This is a genomic window from Wolbachia endosymbiont (group B) of Philonthus cognatus, from assembly GCF_947179345.1.
Classification (GTDB): domain Bacteria; phylum Pseudomonadota; class Alphaproteobacteria; order Rickettsiales; family Anaplasmataceae; genus Wolbachia.
In genome coordinates this window covers 227,475-245,550 of sequence record NZ_CAMXBG010000001.1, presented here as the reverse complement: position 1 = coordinate 245,550, position 18,076 = coordinate 227,475, and the positions used below count along the sequence as shown (strand labels likewise).

Annotated in this window: 19 protein-coding genes and 2 tRNA genes; 10 read left to right on the top strand and 11 right to left on the bottom strand. The window is 34.8% G+C overall.

Annotation, left to right across the window (positions count from 1 at the left end):
* Positions 1-12: 12 nt before the first annotated feature.
* The 6 genes from ONG78_RS01090 to ONG78_RS01065 all read right to left on the bottom strand — a co-directional run bounded on the left by ONG78_RS01090 (position 13) and on the right by ONG78_RS01065 (position 4,315).
* Positions 13-840: a 3'-5' exonuclease gene (locus tag ONG78_RS01090; protein ID WP_264375102.1), complete on the bottom strand. Its 828-nt coding sequence runs from the start codon at positions 838-840 to the stop codon at positions 13-15.
* On the bottom strand, positions 833-1,717 hold the full coding sequence (gene era / locus ONG78_RS01085; protein WP_264377478.1) for a GTPase Era: 885 nt from the start codon (positions 1,715-1,717) through the stop codon (positions 833-835). Before era ends, ONG78_RS01090 begins: the two co-directional genes overlap by 8 nt.
* 44 nt (positions 1,718-1,761) lie before the next feature.
* The gene (locus tag ONG78_RS01080) at positions 1,762-2,244 is read right to left on the bottom strand and encodes a hypothetical protein (RefSeq protein WP_264377477.1); all 483 of its coding nucleotides are present in this window, start codon (positions 2,242-2,244) and stop codon (positions 1,762-1,764) included.
* A 197-nt stretch (positions 2,245-2,441) separates the two neighbouring features.
* On the bottom strand, positions 2,442-2,888 hold the full coding sequence (locus ONG78_RS01075; protein ID WP_264377476.1) for a hypothetical protein: 447 nt from the start codon (positions 2,886-2,888) through the stop codon (positions 2,442-2,444).
* 101 nt (positions 2,889-2,989) lie between these two features.
* A tRNA-Gly gene (locus tag ONG78_RS01070) sits at positions 2,990-3,062 on the bottom strand.
* Positions 3,063-3,370: 308 nt separating this feature from the next.
* A complete protein-coding gene (locus ONG78_RS01065; protein WP_264377456.1) occupies positions 3,371-4,315 on the bottom strand; it encodes an IS110 family RNA-guided transposase in 945 nt (314 codons plus the stop codon).
* A 295-nt stretch (positions 4,316-4,610) separates the two neighbouring features.
* On the opposite strand from ONG78_RS01065, the gene ONG78_RS01060 reads away from it, so the two are divergent.
* From ONG78_RS01060 to ONG78_RS01045, 4 genes are all read left to right on the top strand, one after another.
* Positions 4,611-5,231, top strand: coding sequence for a ribonuclease D (locus ONG78_RS01060; RefSeq protein WP_010402854.1), 621 nt, complete (start codon positions 4,611-4,613; stop codon positions 5,229-5,231).
* A 79-nt stretch (positions 5,232-5,310) separates the two neighbouring features.
* On the top strand, positions 5,311-5,637 hold the full coding sequence (trxA, locus tag ONG78_RS01055; protein WP_007302120.1) for a thioredoxin: 327 nt from the start codon (positions 5,311-5,313) through the stop codon (positions 5,635-5,637).
* A 39-nt stretch (positions 5,638-5,676) separates the two neighbouring features.
* Positions 5,677-5,753: transfer RNA gene (locus ONG78_RS01050), tRNA-Ile, on the top strand.
* Positions 5,754-6,338: 585 nt separating this feature from the next.
* Complete coding sequence (locus ONG78_RS01045; protein WP_264375099.1) at positions 6,339-6,584, top strand: hypothetical protein; 246 nt, start codon at positions 6,339-6,341, stop codon at positions 6,582-6,584.
* A 15-nt stretch (positions 6,585-6,599) separates the two neighbouring features.
* On the opposite strand, the gene ONG78_RS01040 is transcribed toward ONG78_RS01045, so the two are convergent.
* Positions 6,600-7,721 carry an alpha/beta hydrolase gene (locus ONG78_RS01040; protein WP_264377475.1) on the bottom strand — a complete coding sequence of 374 codons (1,122 nt, stop codon included), beginning with the start codon at positions 7,719-7,721 and terminating at the stop codon, positions 6,600-6,602.
* Between the two features lie 180 nt (positions 7,722-7,901).
* Here ONG78_RS01040 and ONG78_RS01035 point away from each other — a divergent pair, with 180 nt between their 5' ends.
* From ONG78_RS01035 to ONG78_RS01020, 4 genes are read left to right on the top strand one after another with little or no spacing between them, the layout of a single operon-like run.
* Positions 7,902-8,561 (top strand): CADD family putative folate metabolism protein, encoded by a 660-nt coding sequence (locus ONG78_RS01035; protein WP_264377474.1) that lies wholly within the window; start codon positions 7,902-7,904, stop codon positions 8,559-8,561.
* Positions 8,562-8,583: 22 nt separating this feature from the next.
* Positions 8,584-8,970, top strand: coding sequence for a dihydroneopterin aldolase (locus ONG78_RS01030; protein WP_143689820.1), 387 nt, complete (start codon positions 8,584-8,586; stop codon positions 8,968-8,970).
* Complete coding sequence (folP, locus tag ONG78_RS01025) at positions 8,967-10,220, top strand: dihydropteroate synthase (RefSeq protein ID WP_264376556.1); 1,254 nt, start codon at positions 8,967-8,969, stop codon at positions 10,218-10,220. The genes ONG78_RS01030 and folP overlap by 4 nt, the downstream gene beginning before the upstream one ends.
* Positions 10,217-10,696 carry a dihydrofolate reductase gene (locus tag ONG78_RS01020; protein ID WP_064085991.1) on the top strand — a complete coding sequence of 160 codons (480 nt, stop codon included), beginning with the start codon at positions 10,217-10,219 and terminating at the stop codon, positions 10,694-10,696. Before folP ends, ONG78_RS01020 begins: the two co-directional genes overlap by 4 nt.
* 459 nt (positions 10,697-11,155) lie before the next feature.
* Here the strand turns inward: ONG78_RS01020 and purF are convergent, their stop codons facing one another.
* Positions 11,156-12,541, bottom strand: a complete 1,386-nt coding sequence (purF, locus tag ONG78_RS01015) for an amidophosphoribosyltransferase (protein WP_264375095.1) — start codon at positions 12,539-12,541, stop codon at positions 11,156-11,158.
* A gap of 249 nt (positions 12,542-12,790) precedes the next feature.
* On the opposite strand from purF, the gene ONG78_RS01010 reads away from it, so the two are divergent.
* Positions 12,791-14,023, top strand: a complete 1,233-nt coding sequence (locus tag ONG78_RS01010; protein WP_264377473.1) for a hypothetical protein — start codon at positions 12,791-12,793, stop codon at positions 14,021-14,023.
* Between the two features lie 131 nt (positions 14,024-14,154).
* Here ONG78_RS01010 and ONG78_RS01005 read toward each other — a convergent pair whose 3' ends face one another.
* From ONG78_RS01005 to def, 3 genes are all read right to left on the bottom strand, one after another.
* Positions 14,155-14,682 (bottom strand): demethoxyubiquinone hydroxylase family protein, encoded by a 528-nt coding sequence (locus tag ONG78_RS01005; RefSeq protein ID WP_007302313.1) that lies wholly within the window; start codon positions 14,680-14,682, stop codon positions 14,155-14,157.
* A 446-nt stretch (positions 14,683-15,128) separates the two neighbouring features.
* Positions 15,129-15,902: a uracil-DNA glycosylase gene (locus tag ONG78_RS01000; RefSeq protein ID WP_264377472.1), complete on the bottom strand. Its 774-nt coding sequence runs from the start codon at positions 15,900-15,902 to the stop codon at positions 15,129-15,131.
* The gene (gene def / locus ONG78_RS00995; RefSeq protein WP_264377471.1) at positions 15,892-16,431 is read right to left on the bottom strand and encodes a peptide deformylase; all 540 of its coding nucleotides are present in this window, start codon (positions 16,429-16,431) and stop codon (positions 15,892-15,894) included. Before def ends, ONG78_RS01000 begins: the two co-directional genes overlap by 11 nt.
* Positions 16,432-16,568: 137 nt before the next feature.
* Between def and ftsA the strand changes: the two genes are divergently transcribed.
* Positions 16,569-17,807, top strand: a complete 1,239-nt coding sequence (gene ftsA, locus ONG78_RS00990; protein WP_010403853.1) for a cell division protein FtsA — start codon at positions 16,569-16,571, stop codon at positions 17,805-17,807.
* Positions 17,808-18,076 lie beyond the last annotated feature (269 nt).

Below are 18,076 nucleotides of genomic sequence, written 5' to 3'. Positions count from 1 at the left end.
CATAGCATCTGTTCATTTACATTCAATATAAAAATTTTCACCAGAAGTTATTTTCCATTCTTCTTTAAATTTCTTTAGGTGTTCTTTTTTTTCGCATTCTAAAAGCAGTTCTTCTATGCTCTTATTATAGCTTTCTGTAGTAATTCTTCCTTGATGATGCATGAATCTCAAGTAAATCAAATAAGTATTAATTACATCTGTTTCGCAATAATCGCGAATTTCTTGTATTTTGCCACTATCGTATAAGCCCATAACTTGTGACCCATCGACTCCAATCTTACCAGGAAGATTAAATGCTGCGCAAACTTCGTTCATCTTCATTCTTGCAGAAGCTCCAAAATCAGAGAGAGATTCAAGCAAATCACAATGCCAATCACTACTGTACCTCTGATTGTAACTATTCCACTTATCGCCAGCTTTGTGAAAATATTCTGCTTGAATGCCATGAACCATAGAACGGTACTTCAGTACCGGTATATCAAAAGTGCGTCCATTGAACGAAACTAGTCTTGGCTTTTTCTCTGATATGTAGTTAAAAAATCCCTTTACTAGCTCTTTTTCATTGGAGTTTACTGTGCCTCCAGATCTTATTTCTTGTAGTGTGAACATTTCATAACCGCTCTGGCGTGTTATATTACAAAGTAAAAAACTAATGACTACAACAAGGTGGAAGGGCTGACGCAGAAAAGAGTTTTGCCCGTTTGTTATTTCAAGATGATATTTTGTTAATGCGTTCCTCTTTTCTTCTACACTGCTATCATCACTAATATTTAGTAAATTCTTGCAGGAATTTACATCTGGTATAGTTTCAATATCAAATACTAACAAAGAATTAAGCATTACTTATATATTCCTCAGGGCGATCAGTCCAAGGTCGCACTTTTACGAACAAAAAGAGATGAACTTTACACTCAAATAACTTTTCCAATTCTGTACGCGCCTCGATATTAATTTTTTTTATGCTACTGCCGTCTTTTCCTAGCACTATTTTCTTATGATTATCTTTCAATACAAATATGATCTGTTTTATGACTAAACTCTTATCTTTTTTTTCCTCAAATTGTTCAGTTATAACAGCTGTAGAGTATGGCAATTCTTCACGTAGGTTCAAGAATAACTTTTCTCTCGTAATTTCCGCTGATAAAAAATCAGCTGAGGAATCAGTTATTTGATCTTTTTCATAAAACCAAGGGCCTATCGGTGCAATTTCAGACAAGTAACTAGTCAGATCAGAAAGTCCATCATTCTTCAGTGCCGAGATCGTAAAAATTTTTTCAAACTTATAAAGCAAATTTAGGTGCTCATGTGCCATCTTGAGCCCTGATTTCTTTACTAAATCAGTTTTATTGATAACCAAAATGCATCTGCCTTTTGTGCGCTCCAGTCGTGCAAATATCGTTTTTATTCTTTCTATATTTTTTAGGTAATTGTTTACATCAACAAGCAATAAAGTAATGTCACTATCCTTAACTGCTCCCCATGCAGATTTGACTAAAGCTTTTTCAAGATTTGTTTCTGCTGAAAACACTCCCGGAGAGTCAGTAAAAACAATTTGCGCATTGTTGCATATAGCAACACCCCTTACCTGCGTCCTTGTTGTCTGCACTTTAGGGGTGACAATTGCAATTTTCTTGCCTACGATGCTGTTAATTAGCGTTGACTTTCCAGCATTTGGCAAACCAGCTATCGTTACAAATAAGCATTTTTGTTCTTTCACAAAGGAAATTATAAAGAAAACTAAATGCTAACGTCAATTGATTATTATATAGCTTTCTCTTCCCCTTTTGAAGAAAAACGCTCAACTATAGGTGATATAATATACTCATTCACTTTCTGAGCTATTGGTTCAATAATACCAAATGCTACAAGGAACCCTGCAATTACTGCTATGGGCGCTATTATTGCACCTGCTAAAGCTGCAGATCCCATTCCAAGCGTTGCACCAGGAAAAATAGCCATTGTAGCTGCAGCAAGACCAACTCCAATTGCAGCACTTGCAAGTGCGGAAATACCACAATGGATAAGCCTATATTTTTCATCCTTTTTAATATAATCTTTTTTGCAAAATTTGTATAGTAGTATCCCCACACACAGAGCTGTAAACAATGCTGGAGCTATAGAACCAACAATCCCACCCATCACCAAAGGTGACAGAGCTGTAAAACTGAGTCCCAAACCTGTAAGTGCTCCTATTGATGTAGCTATACCTAAGACAAATAACATTTCTTTAGTATCGTTGTCCATATAACCCTCCTAAATAATAAATTTCTAAAAAACTTTTAGCTACTTTTAGTATAGCTGAACTAGTTGAATAGGGGAAGGAAATTTTTTATGTTAAAATTAAAGAGCGGGAGAAGGGGTTCGACCTCAACCTTGGCAAGGTTGCACCTTACGAACTTCCACAAGCCACTTATAGGCAAAATAAAAAGCAAAAACCTCACTTAAACTCCCTGTGCTTTTGAAGAAAAACGCTCAACTATAGGTGATATAATATACTCATTCACTTTCTGAGCTATTGGTTCAATAATACCAAATGCTACAAGGAACCCTGCAATTACTGCTATGGGTGCTATTATTGCACCTGCTAAAGCTGCCGATCCCATTCCAAGCATTATACTTGGAGAAATAGCAGTTGCAGCTGCAGCAAGACCAACTCCAATTGCAGCACTTGCAACAAATAAACAAGCATGAGCATAAGAGAATTGGGATTGTGAGAGTCTCTCACCTGTACAAAGGGCAAAGTGTAAGAGTGCAGGAATTGCAGCAACAATTCCACCCATCACCAAAGGTGACAGAGCTGTAAAACTGAGTCCCAAACCTGTAAGTGCTCCTATTGTTGCTCCTATGCCTAAAGCTATTAAATAGGCTATAACATCATCTTTTTTCATATCCCCCCCTAAATAATAAATTTCTAAAAAACTTTTAGCTACTTTTAGTATAGCTGAACTAGTTGAACAGGGGAAGGAAATTTTTTATGTTAAAATTAAAGAGCGGGAGAAGGGGTTCGAACCCTCGACCTCAACCTTGGCAAGGTTGCGCTCTACCAACTGAGCTACTCCCGCAGTTAAATTCTGCTTAGGTTCTACTTCTAATTATAGGTACATATTACAATTTGTAAACCCTACATGCATGAAAATCATGAGAGCCATCAACTATGTTTTTTAAAATTTTTTGAGTTTAGTCTCATTTGTTCATAATTTTGCATTTTTATTCAATTGAAAAATGTATTTTGGCAACAAAGATCCCAGTTTATACAGAAAGAAATTTATATCAAACAGCAACCACTGCTTAGATTTTATGGTTAACGAATATGTGCTTTAAATGTGTGTAGACGCACATATCCGTTAACCTATTTTCTATGCAGATTTTTTTATTTCATATTAATTGCTTCTTTAAGTCTTGCATTGGCAATTACTATGATTTTTCGCATTAGAGCTGTTATAGCTACCATCTTCTTTTTACCTCTACCAATAAGATTAGAGTAAAAAGCACCAAGTGCAGATTTAGATCTTGCAGCGGCCATAGCAGCTGTAAAAAGCTTTGCACGAACATTGCTTCTACCACCTGTTATCCTTCGGTAACCAATAGTTTTACCGCTTTCTTTTGGATGTGGAGCAACCCCAGCAAGACTTGCAACTTCTTTTTTGTTTAGGTAGCCAAGTTCTGGCATTAGACACACAAAAACTTGAGATAGCTTGAGACCTATTCCTGGCACTGTTCTCAGGATCTTTTGACGCTTTTGTAACTCTGGATTTTTATCAATAATTCTTTGTATGGCATCGTTGAACTCATTTATCTGATTGGTAAAAAAGTCTATTGTTTTTTGGCAACTTTCCTTTATATAGTCGTTTTCAGGTGCTGCAAGCCTACATTTCTCTTGAGTTCTCATTTGCGTAATGTCATCACGACGTTGACAGAGTGCAACTAAGGCAGTTTGTTCTTTTGACATAGGCACAAATAGAGATAGAGCACTATAGCGTTCAAAACCATATTGAGCAAGGGCTTTTGCATCTGATTGATCAGTTTTTGCTAAAGTTCCATGTGATATGATAAAACTTTTTACTTTACGAGTATTAGCTCGATGCACAGCAACATTCATATCAACAAGAGAACGTGCTAAACCAAGCTCATATTTTCCTGTATTTTCTAAAGTTACAAAAGAATTAGGTAGAATATTTGAAAATTCTTGAAACAATTGTTGCCAACCAGCATCATTATTATTGAACTTGATAGTGTTTTTTTGGTTGTACACTGCAGCAACATTTTTGAATTTTCCAATATCAATGCCAATAAAATTTTGATAAGATGCAATCATAATAACCTCGATAGTTTAATTAATTTAAGATTGTAAACGGGTGCACATATATGTCCCACACAACTATTCAAACGTATCGAGGGATAGGGCTAGTGTACCTTGATGGCTACGGTTGTAATACCAATTTTCATTCGGTCGCACACGCCCGTGATAGCCCTATTCCTATAGTGAGTAGGGTTATCTTTCCCTCTTATCTCTTTTATATCACATTTTTAACTTACAATTTTCTATGATCTTTTCGTATACTTAAAACTCATTTTTGATTATTGTATGTGTCATAAAACATATTAAATTTATGAGAATATTTATATATAAGGACGACCTGCCAGCCAGTGCAATACCGAATGATATAAAATCTATAGCTGTTGATACAGAGGCAATGGGGCTACTGCATAGCAGAGATAGATTATGCCTTGTTCAGCTCTCTTTCAATGATGGCAACGCTCACTTAGTTCAATTCAAAAACGATTATACAGCTCCAAATTTGAGAAAAATATTAGAGGATAAAAATATAACCAAAATATTTCACTTTGCGCGATTTGATGTGAGTATAATACATTACTACCTGCAAACTTGGGCACTGCCTTGCTATTGCACGAAAATAGCCTCACGTTTAGTTCGCACCTACACAGATAATCATAGCTTAAAAGAGTTGTGCTTAGAACTACTTGATATAAAATTAAATAAGCAACAACAATCTTCTGATTGGGGAAATGAAATTTTAACAGACAAGCAAAAAAGTTATGCTGCATCTGATGTTTTATATCTCCATAAAATAAAGGAAAAGCTAGATTTAATGCTAGAACGTGAAAATAGAAAAGAATTAGCCGAAAAGTGCTTTGAATTTCTTCCTACTCGTATTGAGCTAGATTCAATGGGTTGGGGGAGTGTAGATATCTTTAATCATCATATGTAATCACTTCACTTGAATCCAGAAAAATTTAGTTGATCAGCTGTTAATTGATACGCTATATTTATAAAAATTTAGGTATTTTATGAGTGATGATATTAAAGCGGTAAATGATCAAAATTTCGAATCTGAAGTTGCTAACCACAAAGGATTTGTGCTGGTAGATTTTTGGGCAGAATGGTGTGGACCATGCAAAAGTCTGATGCCACGTATCGAGCAATTGGCTGAGGATAGAAAAGGCAAGATCAAGATCTGCAAGTTCGACATAGATGGAGAAACTGAGGTGCCAAGTAAGTATGGAGTTCAATCTATACCTACTTTAATCATATTTCAAGATGGTAAGGAAATTGCACGCAAAATTGGCGCAATAAATGATTTACACAGTTGGGTTGATAGTGAAATAAGCGAGTAGACAAATTTCCTTTTGCGTGTATTATAGGTGTTGATAAAAGGGATTGTAGCTCAGTCGGTTAGAGCAGTTCGCTCATAACGAATTGGTCGTAGGTTCGAGTCCTACCAATCCCACCACTATTGATACAATTGCAAGGCCTACTCTCTTAGATAAGCTTTTTGCCTTATTAAAGTACTTGGCTGTTAGTGTTTGAAAACTCCATGATATTAGATTCCTTGCATAACTGGAATTCAAAAGTTCCAGCGCGGTTTTCTTATTGGATCTCAGCTGGGATGACGCCTGGTTATGAAAGAAATCTATTGTCAAAAAAAATTACTTCCGCGTATTTTGAATCTGATTATAATGACAATTAGAGATATTTTAAGAGCTCAAGAATTTATCTTTGTCTGCAGACTTTCAATTAACTTTTCAATAAAAAACGTAGCGTATCTTTTTCAGCGTATACACACGTCTGTCATATGTGCGCTGCATTTTTTTCTAATTTATACAGGAGGATTTTATGTCCAGAATTCCAGATATTTGACCTTTACCTTAGTTAATAAAAACCAACTGGCGCCTTTGGTTTTTATAAAGAAAATCTAGGAAATAACCAAAAACTGTTTCCAGGCATAAATTTGCCATGTATACCTAAAAAGTAATGATATTAACATAATGTTCATATTTGTATGCTAATATTAATATTATTTAAATTGAAGAATATTATGGAACAACAAGCATCAAACAAAGAGAAAGGGATTGAATTTAGATATAATCAATGTCAGCAGAAATGCCATTCCTACAAAACAAAACTGACAGACCAAGAATGCCTAGATAAATGCTATGAGAAGTACGTTTCTAAACTTTATCCACAAATTAGTGAGAAATTATTAGCTAGTGAAAACAATCTCTATGATGAAAGCACAGAATTATCACTTATGGCAGATACTCTAGATGCAATGTTTTTTTAATCACAAAAGAAACACTTATTTCAATATTTGCGGGGATGTTAGCTTTTGAGGTATACTCTGACTTATTGAATAATTCTTTAAATTGGTAAAATACTGTTTCTTTTCCTCTATTTCTTTTTCACTATTCTTTTCAAATATCACTTCTGTTTTTATCTCTTGATTGAGCGAGCCCTTCTTTTCAAAATAATTATCTGTGGATTCTAAAAAGAGTGAAATTAACTCAGGAAGAGTGTATTTATGTTCACTTGATGAGCACAATTCTGTAATCGGAGAAAAGTGAATATCATCTGCCTTAATAGGTAGTAACGATAGAAACTTATTCCAGCATTTTCTCATTACTCCAACTTCAGGTTCAAGATTTTTTATTTTAGCTAAATTAGTATTCTCCATGAAAAACTCTTTGTATTGCTCAAAACCTTCAAAAGTTTCTTTTTTCTGATAATTTTTTTTCCTATGACTTTTTTCTATGTCGGCAATTTTAGTACCTATGTTTGCCTGCTTACTAATAAAGCCATCGTTCTCTAAGTTAAAACAAATTGTGTATGGAGTAATGTCGTTTACTATTGTGTGTGGCTTAAAGTGCCAACCAAAGCATTTGAGTATGAATTTTATTATAGGAGGAAATAGCCATTTAGGTTTTGATATGTGTAGTAATTTCACTACAAGTTTTTTGAATGAGCTAAAGGATTTATTGATAATGCATCTTAAATGAATATTGTCATCTTTTTTAAACTTTTTATAAACCTCCGCAGCTATTGGTCTTCCAGCACAGCTTCCATACAGTACTATATTGTCTGGGTGAATGCCTTGCTTTAGAAGATCTGAAATGACTCCAATTCCTGCATTTACTCGATTTCGACCGTTTAAAGAATGGCCTTTGCTTTTTCCAGAACCAGGAAAATTAATAAGGTGAACATCCATACCTGCTTTAGCTGCCCAATTCCATTCACTTTTGTCTTCATTTGGCTCTTTTTCAAAAGTATATGTAAGCCCTGGAAAGTAAACTATATGCTTTTTCTTTCTGCTATCTGCACTGCTCTTCGAGTTTGACATCACTATCTTTTGAATTCGCATTCCATTTTGAACTTCTACGAACTCTTCCCTAATTTTTATTGTATTTTCTTCTGTTACTTTCATTTTGCGTTTTTCACTATATTGATTTAATAATACATGAAATTTTAGAAAAAATCAATTTTACTAAAAAATTAACTTATAGCGTATCTATCTTTATATTTATCGGAATTAAAGTAGTAGTGAGAAATGCCTCTTGACATTTGATAAACCTAAACGTAGCCTAAAACAATTTACTGTTTATTTATGACATTTGTTCAATCACTTAATAATCAATTAGATAGTTTACACTTATTAAAACACCCGTTTTACGAGTCATGGAATGAAGGTAGCTTAAGCCTGCAGGCTCTGCAAACCTACGCTAAGGAATATTATCACCATGTTGCTGCTTTTCCTCGTTATATCAGCGGTATACATTCCTTGTGTCCGAATTTGAAAATGCGGCAAGTTTTACTTGGTAATTTAATAGAGGAAGAACAAGGCGACGAGAATCACCCAGAATTATGGCAGCGTTTTGCTGAAGGACTGGGAGTAGCACGTTCAGAACTTTGTGAAAATGCACAAATTAAGGAGACACGAGAATTAGTTGATGGTTATTTTGACATTGTAAAATCAGATTTTGCAGCAGGTCTTGGAGCTCTGTACGCTTATGAACGTCAAACTCCAGAGGTTTCTAAATCTAAAATTGAAGGTCTAAAAAAACACTATTCAATAAATGATGAGCGTCCTCTCAAATTTTTTACTGTTCATATGGAAGCTGATGAGTGGCATTCTGAAGAATGTGCAAACCTTATTGCAGATTTAAACGAAGAAAAACAAGAGAAAGTTATGCAAGGCGCTGAAAAAGGAGCAAAACTCTTATGGGGTTTTCTTGATGGCATGATGAATGTTGATGTTTGTCATTAATTATAAGTAGATACTAAATTCAGTGGTAGCATGTAATCTTCTTATATCTGATTTACGGCTTTGGGTTCATTTGGGATGTAGTGCAGAAGAGAAGTTTTCTCCCCAATTGGTGAGTATTGACGTTGATTTCACTTTTAAATCTCCTCCTTCAGGGCTTACAACTGATCAACTTAAAGATACTATCTGCTATTTGGAAGTAGTGCAAAATATTCAATCTCTTGTTCAGGGCAAGCAATTTAATTTAATCGAGCATTTAACTCATGAGATATACAGAGCCATTAATAACCTTTTGCTGCGAAAGAAGCATATTATTTCTTCTGTCAGGGTGACTACTCACAAAATCGCACCACCAGTTCCTGGTGTGCATGGGGGCGTTTTTTTTACTTACTGTAATGAATTGCAAGAATGATCTATATTTCTATTGGATCAAATATAGGGAATCGCCTTTCCCATTTACAAAGAGCTACTGAGTTACTAAAGAAGCGCTATTTAAAAGACTTAAAGTCTTCGATCATTCTAGAAACTAAGGCTATTTTACCAAATGGTGCTCCACCTGATTGGAACAAGCCATTTCTCAACATGATTGTCTATGGAAGTTGTTCTTCTTCTCCTGAGGAGCTACTAAAAGGCTTAAAACAAATCGAATGTGATATTGGTCGTCCACAAGTCTACGAAAAATGGGCACCTCGTGTTATTGATTTAGATATTTTGTTATGGGATGATCTAACGCTTGATATACCTGACCTTAAAATTCCTCACCCAGAATTAGTAAATAGACCATTTTTGCTCCACTTGATGGCAATGGTTAACAAAACCTTTGCTTTCAATGTTCAAGACTGTTTTTCAAAGAGTTTTACGCTTTCACCAAAGCTTATGGGTATCGTCAATATTACCCCTGATTCATTTTCAGATGGTGGTCTTTATTATGATGCGAATCGAGCAACCAAGCAGGCATTGCAGCTGGTATCAGATGGTGCAAGCATAGTTGATCTTGGAGCTCAATCAACAAGGCCTGGAGCTTCAATAAAGACGCCAGAGGAAGAGTATGAACGTCTAAAACCAGTACTTGATAATCTTAGCGACTATATGAAAAATGGTGATATTGAAGTCAGCATTGATAGTTTTTGGCCAGACGTTATTTTAAACGTTTTGAAGCACTACAATATTGCCTGGGTAAATGATCAGAAGGGAGATCTGAGTAGTAATACCTTAAAAGAAGTTGCTAGCAGTGGGTGTAGTGTCGTTATTATGCATTCACTTTCGATACCACCACATAAGGACAATATTATTCCACATGACACTGACCCAATTGATATCATAAATAATTGGGCAGAGAAGAGCATTAACAAACTACTAGGCCTGGGTTTTGATGAAAATTCAATAATTATTGACCCTGGTATTGGTTTTGGCAAATCTATGTATCAGAATATTCAGATTTTACGCAGTATAGAAACTTTACAAAATTTTGGCTGCAAGGTTTTAGTTGGCCATTCCAGAAAGTCATTTATTTCCTCTTTTTCCATAGAATCTCCCTCTAATAGAGATTTAGAAACAATTGCTACATCTGCTATACTGCAAAATAAGGTTGATTTCCTTAGAGTGCATAATGTACGCGACCACATGAGATTTTTTGTAGCCCAAGCTGTCTTAAAAGGATGAAGATTATTGGAATTATGGCTGTTGACCCTAATGGGGTAATTGGAATAAATAATGATTTGCCCTGGCGTTATCCAAGTGAGTTTAAACATTTTTGTCAAGTGACCGACAAACAAATTATTGTGATGGGAAGAAAGACATTTGAAACCGTGCCTCAAAGCATACTAAAGAATCGTACACCTATTGTTTTCTCCCGTAACAAGTGTTTTAATAGAGGTCCAAAATGTACTGTTGTCTCTTCCATGCAAGAATTTCTGTCAATTCAAAGTAGTTCTCAAGTCTTTGTGATTGGTGGGGCACAAATAGCACACCTTTTTTTAGAGCATAACCTAATCTCAGAATTTATTATAACTGAAATTCACAAGCCCTATAAGGGTGATACATACCTCAATTTAGCATTTTTTGATGGATGGAATAAAACTATTCTCGTCAGAACAGAAGACTATACTATATTCAATTGTATCCGTTCAGCAGAGTAGTAAAATTATTAGCATAAAAGTAATCAACGTTTCTAATGAAAGCTGGATTCCAGCATCAAGTGCTAGCCTGAAGCTTTAGCTATAAATATTAAGAAATTTACCAAACGAAGAAAAAAGGCAGAAGAATCCCCGTGTGACGAGTTTTATAATGTAAATTGGCGCTATAATAATGTGCTAACAAGCGCATTTTGGCTGAATGTAGAAAAAATAAAAAAAGCCGCTATAATTTTTGTGTAATTTGCCAATAAATATTTGAGTTTTTTACTGATTTTGTGATTGAGCCTGCAGGTCAAAAATAAGGATAAATACTCTTAGTATCATAGTAAAGGGAATGACGAAATTTGTAAAGTAGTTTTCACTCAAATGACGCCCAGGCAAAAACTATATGGTTATGTAAAAAATCTATTTTTAAAACTGTTAATATAACATAGAAAAAACCTCACCTTCATTAATAATAGATTACTTACCAATTGGGTAGTCACCAGTGAAACAAGCATCACAATATTGCGGTGTAGCATTGTTACGTTTTTCTGCTTTAACAGCTCTGTATAGCCCATCAATACTCAAAAAGGCTAAGCTATCTACTCCTATACTTTCCTTTATCTCTTCTATAGATTGAGTCGCAGCAATTAAATCTTTGCAATCTGGTGTATCTATTCCATAAAAACAAGAGTGCTTAATTGGTGGACTTGAAATTTTGAGGTGAATCTCTTTTACTTCTGCATCCTTTAGCATAACTATTATATTTCTGAGCGTACTACCACGCACTATACTATCATCTATTAAAATTATGTTTTTGCCTTTCAAAGTGTGCTTATTAGCATTGAATTTTAATTTTATTCTAACTTTACGTACTTCAGCGGTGGGTTGTATAAAAGTTCTTCCTATGTAATGATTACGAATTATCCCCAGTTCCATAGGTAATCCTGAATGCTTTGCATATCCAATAGCTGCAGGTATTCCAGAATCAGGTATTGGTACAACCATATCTACATTGTTTTTTGGTGGGCTCTCTTCTGCAAGTATTCTTCCTATTTCTTTTCTTATATCATATATGGACCTCTTCTCCATTATGCTGTCTGGTCTCGAGAAGTAAACGTATTCAAAAATACAAAAACTTGATTTTTGCTGTGGGAAAGGAAACATTGAGGCTAGCTTACTATCCGAACTGATGGTAACTAATTCGCCTGGTTCTATTTCTCTAATAAACTCTGCATTTATTATATCAAGAGCACAAGTTTCAGATGCAAGAACGTAAGAACCGTTTAACTTTCCTAAAACAAGAGGCCTGATTCCAGATGGATCACGTACTCCAATAACTACTTCTTGATTGATTGCCACAAAAGAATAAGCACCTTGTATTTGCTTTAATGCATATATAAAACTCTCTAAAAAGCTATCTTTTTCACTGCTTGCTGTCAGATGCACTACTACTTCTGTATCAATATCTGACTGAAAAACGCACTCTTGTTTAATTAATTGTTCGCGTATCGGAGAAATATTAATTAAATTACCATTATGTGCTATGGCAAAATCCCCAAATTTGCCACTTTTGCCAAACATGGGCTGCACTCCAAATTTACTACCACTTGTTGAGTATCGAACATGACCTATTGCACAATCCCCAGGTAAGGATTTCTTTATTTCATCTATATCATCAAATACACTGCTCACTTGGCCTTGAAAGTGATAAGAGTGCAGCTTATCGTTGTTACTGGTTACTACGCCAAAAGACTCTTGACCTCTATGCTGCAAAGCGTGGAGAGCAAGTATAGAGTTAAAAGCAGCACTTTGGTTATAACTTATGCCAAATACCCCGCACTCCTCATGTACTTCATCAAGCATGAAAAATATTAAATAAAGCCTGATTGTACTTTAGTAGAGGCAAAGTACAAGAATTTTATTTGTTAATCCCTTTCAAAGTTGAAGCTTTCTACGGTAGTTTTGATGTATACCAGAAAGTAGGTTATATGCAATTAACCAATTTTGAGATTTTTGACAATTTTTTAGCACTGAAGAGAAAAAGATATTTTTATTGACTTATCTATGTATTGAAGTAATCACTAAAAAGTTTTAGTGGTTATGGTATATAATATGTCTAAGCAAGTAGGTAAACAAGGTGAAAGTAATCTTATTTTAGAGCCTGAACAGTTCTCTAACAGCTTCTTCAATAGTCAACAGAGTAGTTTATCAAATCCAAAATTACCGACTATAAGTCGTAAAGATAGGCATATGGATTTAATCAAGAAAAGGTACGCAAAAAACAAAGATGTTGCAGAATATCTAAGAAGTTATGACTTTATTAAAAGAGCAGAAGAATTGTCAATAATTTATCTTTTTGAGCGAGACTCATCTTCTACGAAATTGCAAATACCATTGACTACAGATGAACAAATTCTAGTTAAAAAATTTTGTGATGAGATGATAAAAGGTATAACAGAACACGATGAGCAAGAAAGCGTTTTAAAGTACATGGAACGCATAATAGAGGGTTATTTAAATCAAGGAATAAGATTAAACTCATATTACGGTAAGGATAATAAGACTGTAACAAATTTTATATTTGAAAAAATGGAAGAATTAATTAATCGCTTTCATGCAAATCCACACAATTCAACTACAAAAAATATCATACAAAAGATCACTCGTAATTTAGTGTTAAAAGGTGGGGTAGAAAAAGGATTATCTTTTTATAGCGATATTGAAGGCGGATATTACGGCTCTAATTATTTAAATGATCTTAACGAACAATGTAAGAGTAAGAAAAAAATGCTAGAGGGTCTAGCATATGAAGGTATTGTGAAAGAAAATAACAAGCAAATTGATAAATATGATCTTGAAGTAGAAGTAGATAATAAATATTTTTATATTAAGTATCCACAAGGTAGTATTGTTGAAACTGCGAGAACTTTAAATAATGAAAAAGCTAAGGATTTAGAAGTTGGCATATTTCAGATTGAGGAAAGTATAGTAAAAGTTGAAATTACAGAAGATGGAAAAAGAAATTACACAGATATCTTAAAAGGTGGTATTGAAATATTTTTTACTACTAAAATAGGAGAGATTAGTATTTATCTACGGAAAGATGGTAACAAAATGGTAGTAGAAATTGATGAGAAAAGCAAAATAAGGTTTAGCAAGTTAGAAAACAAATCAAGCTTTGGAGGGAATTGTCTTATACAGGGGAAAAGTGTTTTAGAAGTTATGGGCAAGAGTTTTGAAAATATTCCTGAGGAGTTAACTCAGACTATTAAAAACGTTCCATCTACTAGTCTTATGCAAACATGTTTACAACAACAAGAAAACTCTAATAGGGAATTAAATTAATGTATTTTTAGGATAATAATTAAGAAATTAATTATAAACATTCATACGCATTCGATTGTAGTAGAGGATATGGGGCAGCAATTAGCACAAGAACTAAAGGCAAATGTGGTTGGTTGTCAAATAGTGATTGATTAAATCAATTTAGAGAGGTAAATAGCAGCTTTGCAGCTTGTTTTTATGAACAAAGATAAAACGTTGTAGCCAAGTGCGCTTTCGGCATTGTGCTGAATTGCAATATCTCTGTGCTCTAATTCCTCATCGCGAAATTTACTTATAGTTTCTCTTAATTCCCCATCTTCTAAATGTAAGACTTGCTCCTTGTAGTGCTCTCCGATCACTTCTTCAACTGCAGCAGTGCAAGCCATAGCGGCTTTTTTACCCATCATGGCAGTTACAACACCAAGTGATACCCCTAAAGCACCCCAAACTGGCAACAAAACAGTAGGACGAACTCTTTGCTCCTTGATTTTCTCATTAAAATAGTGGAAATGTTTTTTTTCCTGCTCCTCCATTTCAATTATTTTGTCAATTATGGAAGATTTTTTAAGAATAAATTTTTGACCGGAATAAATGCAAATGGCTCCATATTCGCCAGCATGATTTACTCTAATTGCTTGTTCTAAAAAATTTCCTTTCAATTTTTTTATATTGCTTTCCAATGTCTCCTCCCTTTATTTCTGCATTAGTACTACTATAAACCAACATATTATAGAGTAAATAAAATTCCATGCGTGCATTGCACCAACATTGTGATTACAGGAACTCAAGCAGCTATAGCAACGGCAAGAGTTACTTGACGGACTCCGCCATTCTCCTTAAAATAAGGGTGAAGATATATTATTTATCTTCAGTCTGTGCAGATAAAACGACAAAAAGCTCAATATACTTGATGTTTAATTTTTTGCACTATGTGCACTCTATGTCTTTATAAAACTTTTACCCACATAAGCTAAAATGCGCTTATCAAAGCATTTAATACAATGAAAAACGCCAATTAAAAAAATAGGTAGTAGCTGATAGATTTTCTTTTGCCTTTTTCTCTGTTTAGTAAATTTTTCAATATTTAATGCAATTAGCCGGTACTAAGATGATAACGAGTAGTAAGCTAAACATCCGTGTGGTTATTAGTATTATCAAGATATTCTCTAATCTTCTTTAAATCTTCCCAAGCTAAGCGTTTTTGTGCTGGTTGACGAAGTAGATAGGCTGGATGAAATATAGCGGCTGTGGTAATTGCATGAGATAAATATTGGTTAGTATAAGTATGAAATTTGCCACGCAAGTTCGATATAGTCTTTGTGTTATCAAGAAGGCTATAACATGCAATTCCTCCAACTAAAATTAGAATCTGCGGTAAAACAAGAGCAATATGCTTCTCAACAAATGGTCTGCACATATCAAGCTCTAGATCAGTTGGTTTTCTATTACCTGGTGGACGCCAAAACACGGTGTTGCTTATATATACCTTAGTGCGGTCCAGATTAATTGCACCGAGCATCTTATCGAGCAGCATTCCGCTTGCACCACAAAATGGTATGCCTTTCAGGTCTTCATTTGCTCCTGGTGCTTCACCAACAAGCATGATTTTTGCATTTGGATTACCATCGGAAAAAACAGTATTAGTTGCAGTTTTTTTTATTTCACAACCCTCAAATGACTTAACTGCACTTCTTAGTTCATCTACACTACCACATTCACTTGCAAGCTTCCTTGCTTCAATGATCCAGTCACTTGGGAACATGGCTTTTTTCTGCTCGATGACAGAAGACTGTGCAGCTCTCTCATTTTCCACTTTTTTTTCCTCTTCACCTTCAGTTAGCGTGCAGTCAACACCCACTTCATGATAGAACTTCAACAATTCTAGATCTTCATTGTTCATAGTGCCTCTTAACCTTTTGAGCTTTTTTCATAGCCATATCGTACTTCAATTTAGACAAATGTCTAACGTATAATATACCATTTAAATGATCTAACTCATGCTGAATACACCTTGCAAGCCAACCACTAGCTTTTAGCGTCTGTTCTTCGTTATTTAAATTTTTATATTTCACAGTTAAATATTTTGGACGCTTAATTTCATGGCTTTGCTCTGGAATTGAAAGGCACCCTTCTTTGAGAATTACTTGTTCACCCGATAATTCTGTAATTTCAGGGTTAATCATACAAAACTTGCCAACTGAGTCATACCCTGCTAGCTCATCTCCAACCTTTTCTGGCTGAACGTCCATGATAAAAATTCTCTTCAGCACTCCAACTTGTACTGCAGCAAGACCAAGACCTTCTGCATCGTACATAGTTTCGAACATGTCGTTTACTAATTCTTTAATTTTATCGGTTATATCTATTACTTCACTGGCACGTGTAGTTAACCTTTCATCAGGGGCAATTACAATTGGCAATTTAGACATAAAATTAAAATTTTATGTTTTATTTTTTCCTTTGTACAGTATTTTGGGTATATTAAAATGTTGCTGTATTTTTAATAGAAATATAAATTATTAAAGGAAGCTACAATTTTAATGGAATTGTGTCATAAGGTCAACTAATGTACTCTGCAGTAATAATAAAACCAAAGCGAAATGTTTTTGCCGTTTTAGACGTAGGTACAACAAAAATTATCTGTCTCATTGTTAAGATCAATAGCAACTTCAGCTATAAAATAATAGGAACGGGTTATAAAAGTGCAGAAGGTATAAGCGGTGGATCAATAACTGATGCAAAGCATGCAAGTTACTCTATTTCATCAACTATAGGTTTAGCTGAGCAAGTATCAGAAGAGACTATAGACCAGATATATGTGAATGTAGCCGGATGTGGAGTCTCATCTTTTAACGTATATAACGAAATTATTGCAGCTAATCACGAAATTTCAGACCGAGATATAAAACGTGTAGTCTTTCAGACGTTTGAGAAATATATCGAAGAAAATGTTATCATTCACAATATACCACTGAAATATCACTTGGATGACATGACTGATATAAAAGAGGTTGGTGGATTGTACGGAAAAAGACTATCTGCTGATGTTAATGTCGTCACTGCTTCGCGTCCAGCGCTTACCAACATTGAAAATTGTATAACTAATAATAGCGGGATAAGTATGGCTGGTTGTATTGCTTCCGCATATTCTGCAGGCCTTGCCTGTCTAAGTGAAGATGAAAAAGAGCTAGGAACTGCCATTGTTGACATAGGGGGTGGGTGTACTGCAATTGGAATTTTTAAGAGAGGGAAGCTTATATACACAAGCAGCATTCCAATTGGCGGCATTCACATCACTCGAGATATAGCTTATGGACTATGCACAAGTATAGAGCATGCTGAACGCATAAAAATACTATACGGTAGCACTGTCGTAACTTCAATAGATGAGAACGAATATATTACACTGCAAAACAGTGAAAATGATGAACCGACTCGAGTACCCAAGTCCGAACTTATTGACATCATAAGACCTAGAGTTGAGGAGATATTTGAACTGGTAAGAGAACAATTTCAAGAACAAAAAGATCCAATCAATAAAGTAGTGCTCACAGGTGGAACCAGTCAACTCACAAGCATGAAAGAGATTGCAAGCTATATATTCAACAAACAAGTCCGCATTGGATGCCCTGAGTCTCTCAGTGGCCTTGATGGCGAGTATGATAAAAATCCCGTATTTTCTGCTGCCATAGGCTCTATCAAGCTAATAGTTGACACTTTTTATAAAAATAACTCTGGAATGCTCGGTCAAGATGGTAAAATGAGTAAATTGTATAATTGGGTTAAATCGAAAGTCACGGTTTGATTTTACCAAATAAAGTTTTGATATCCGTCAAAGGAAGTATAAAGAAAATTATTTCAAGATTGATAAATTGATTCGTGATCATACACCTGAAATTATGCGCTCCCATGGAATGATTGTTTATGATATGGTAATGGAAAAAGATGAATATGCTGAACGTCTCATTCTATGATAAAAGATAAAACAGGCTGGATCCCAGTGGGCTTTGTTGAATCGCTCAAGTGAAAAGAACTGGCAGTTACTGACAAAATTCATTATAAATAGCCATTTAA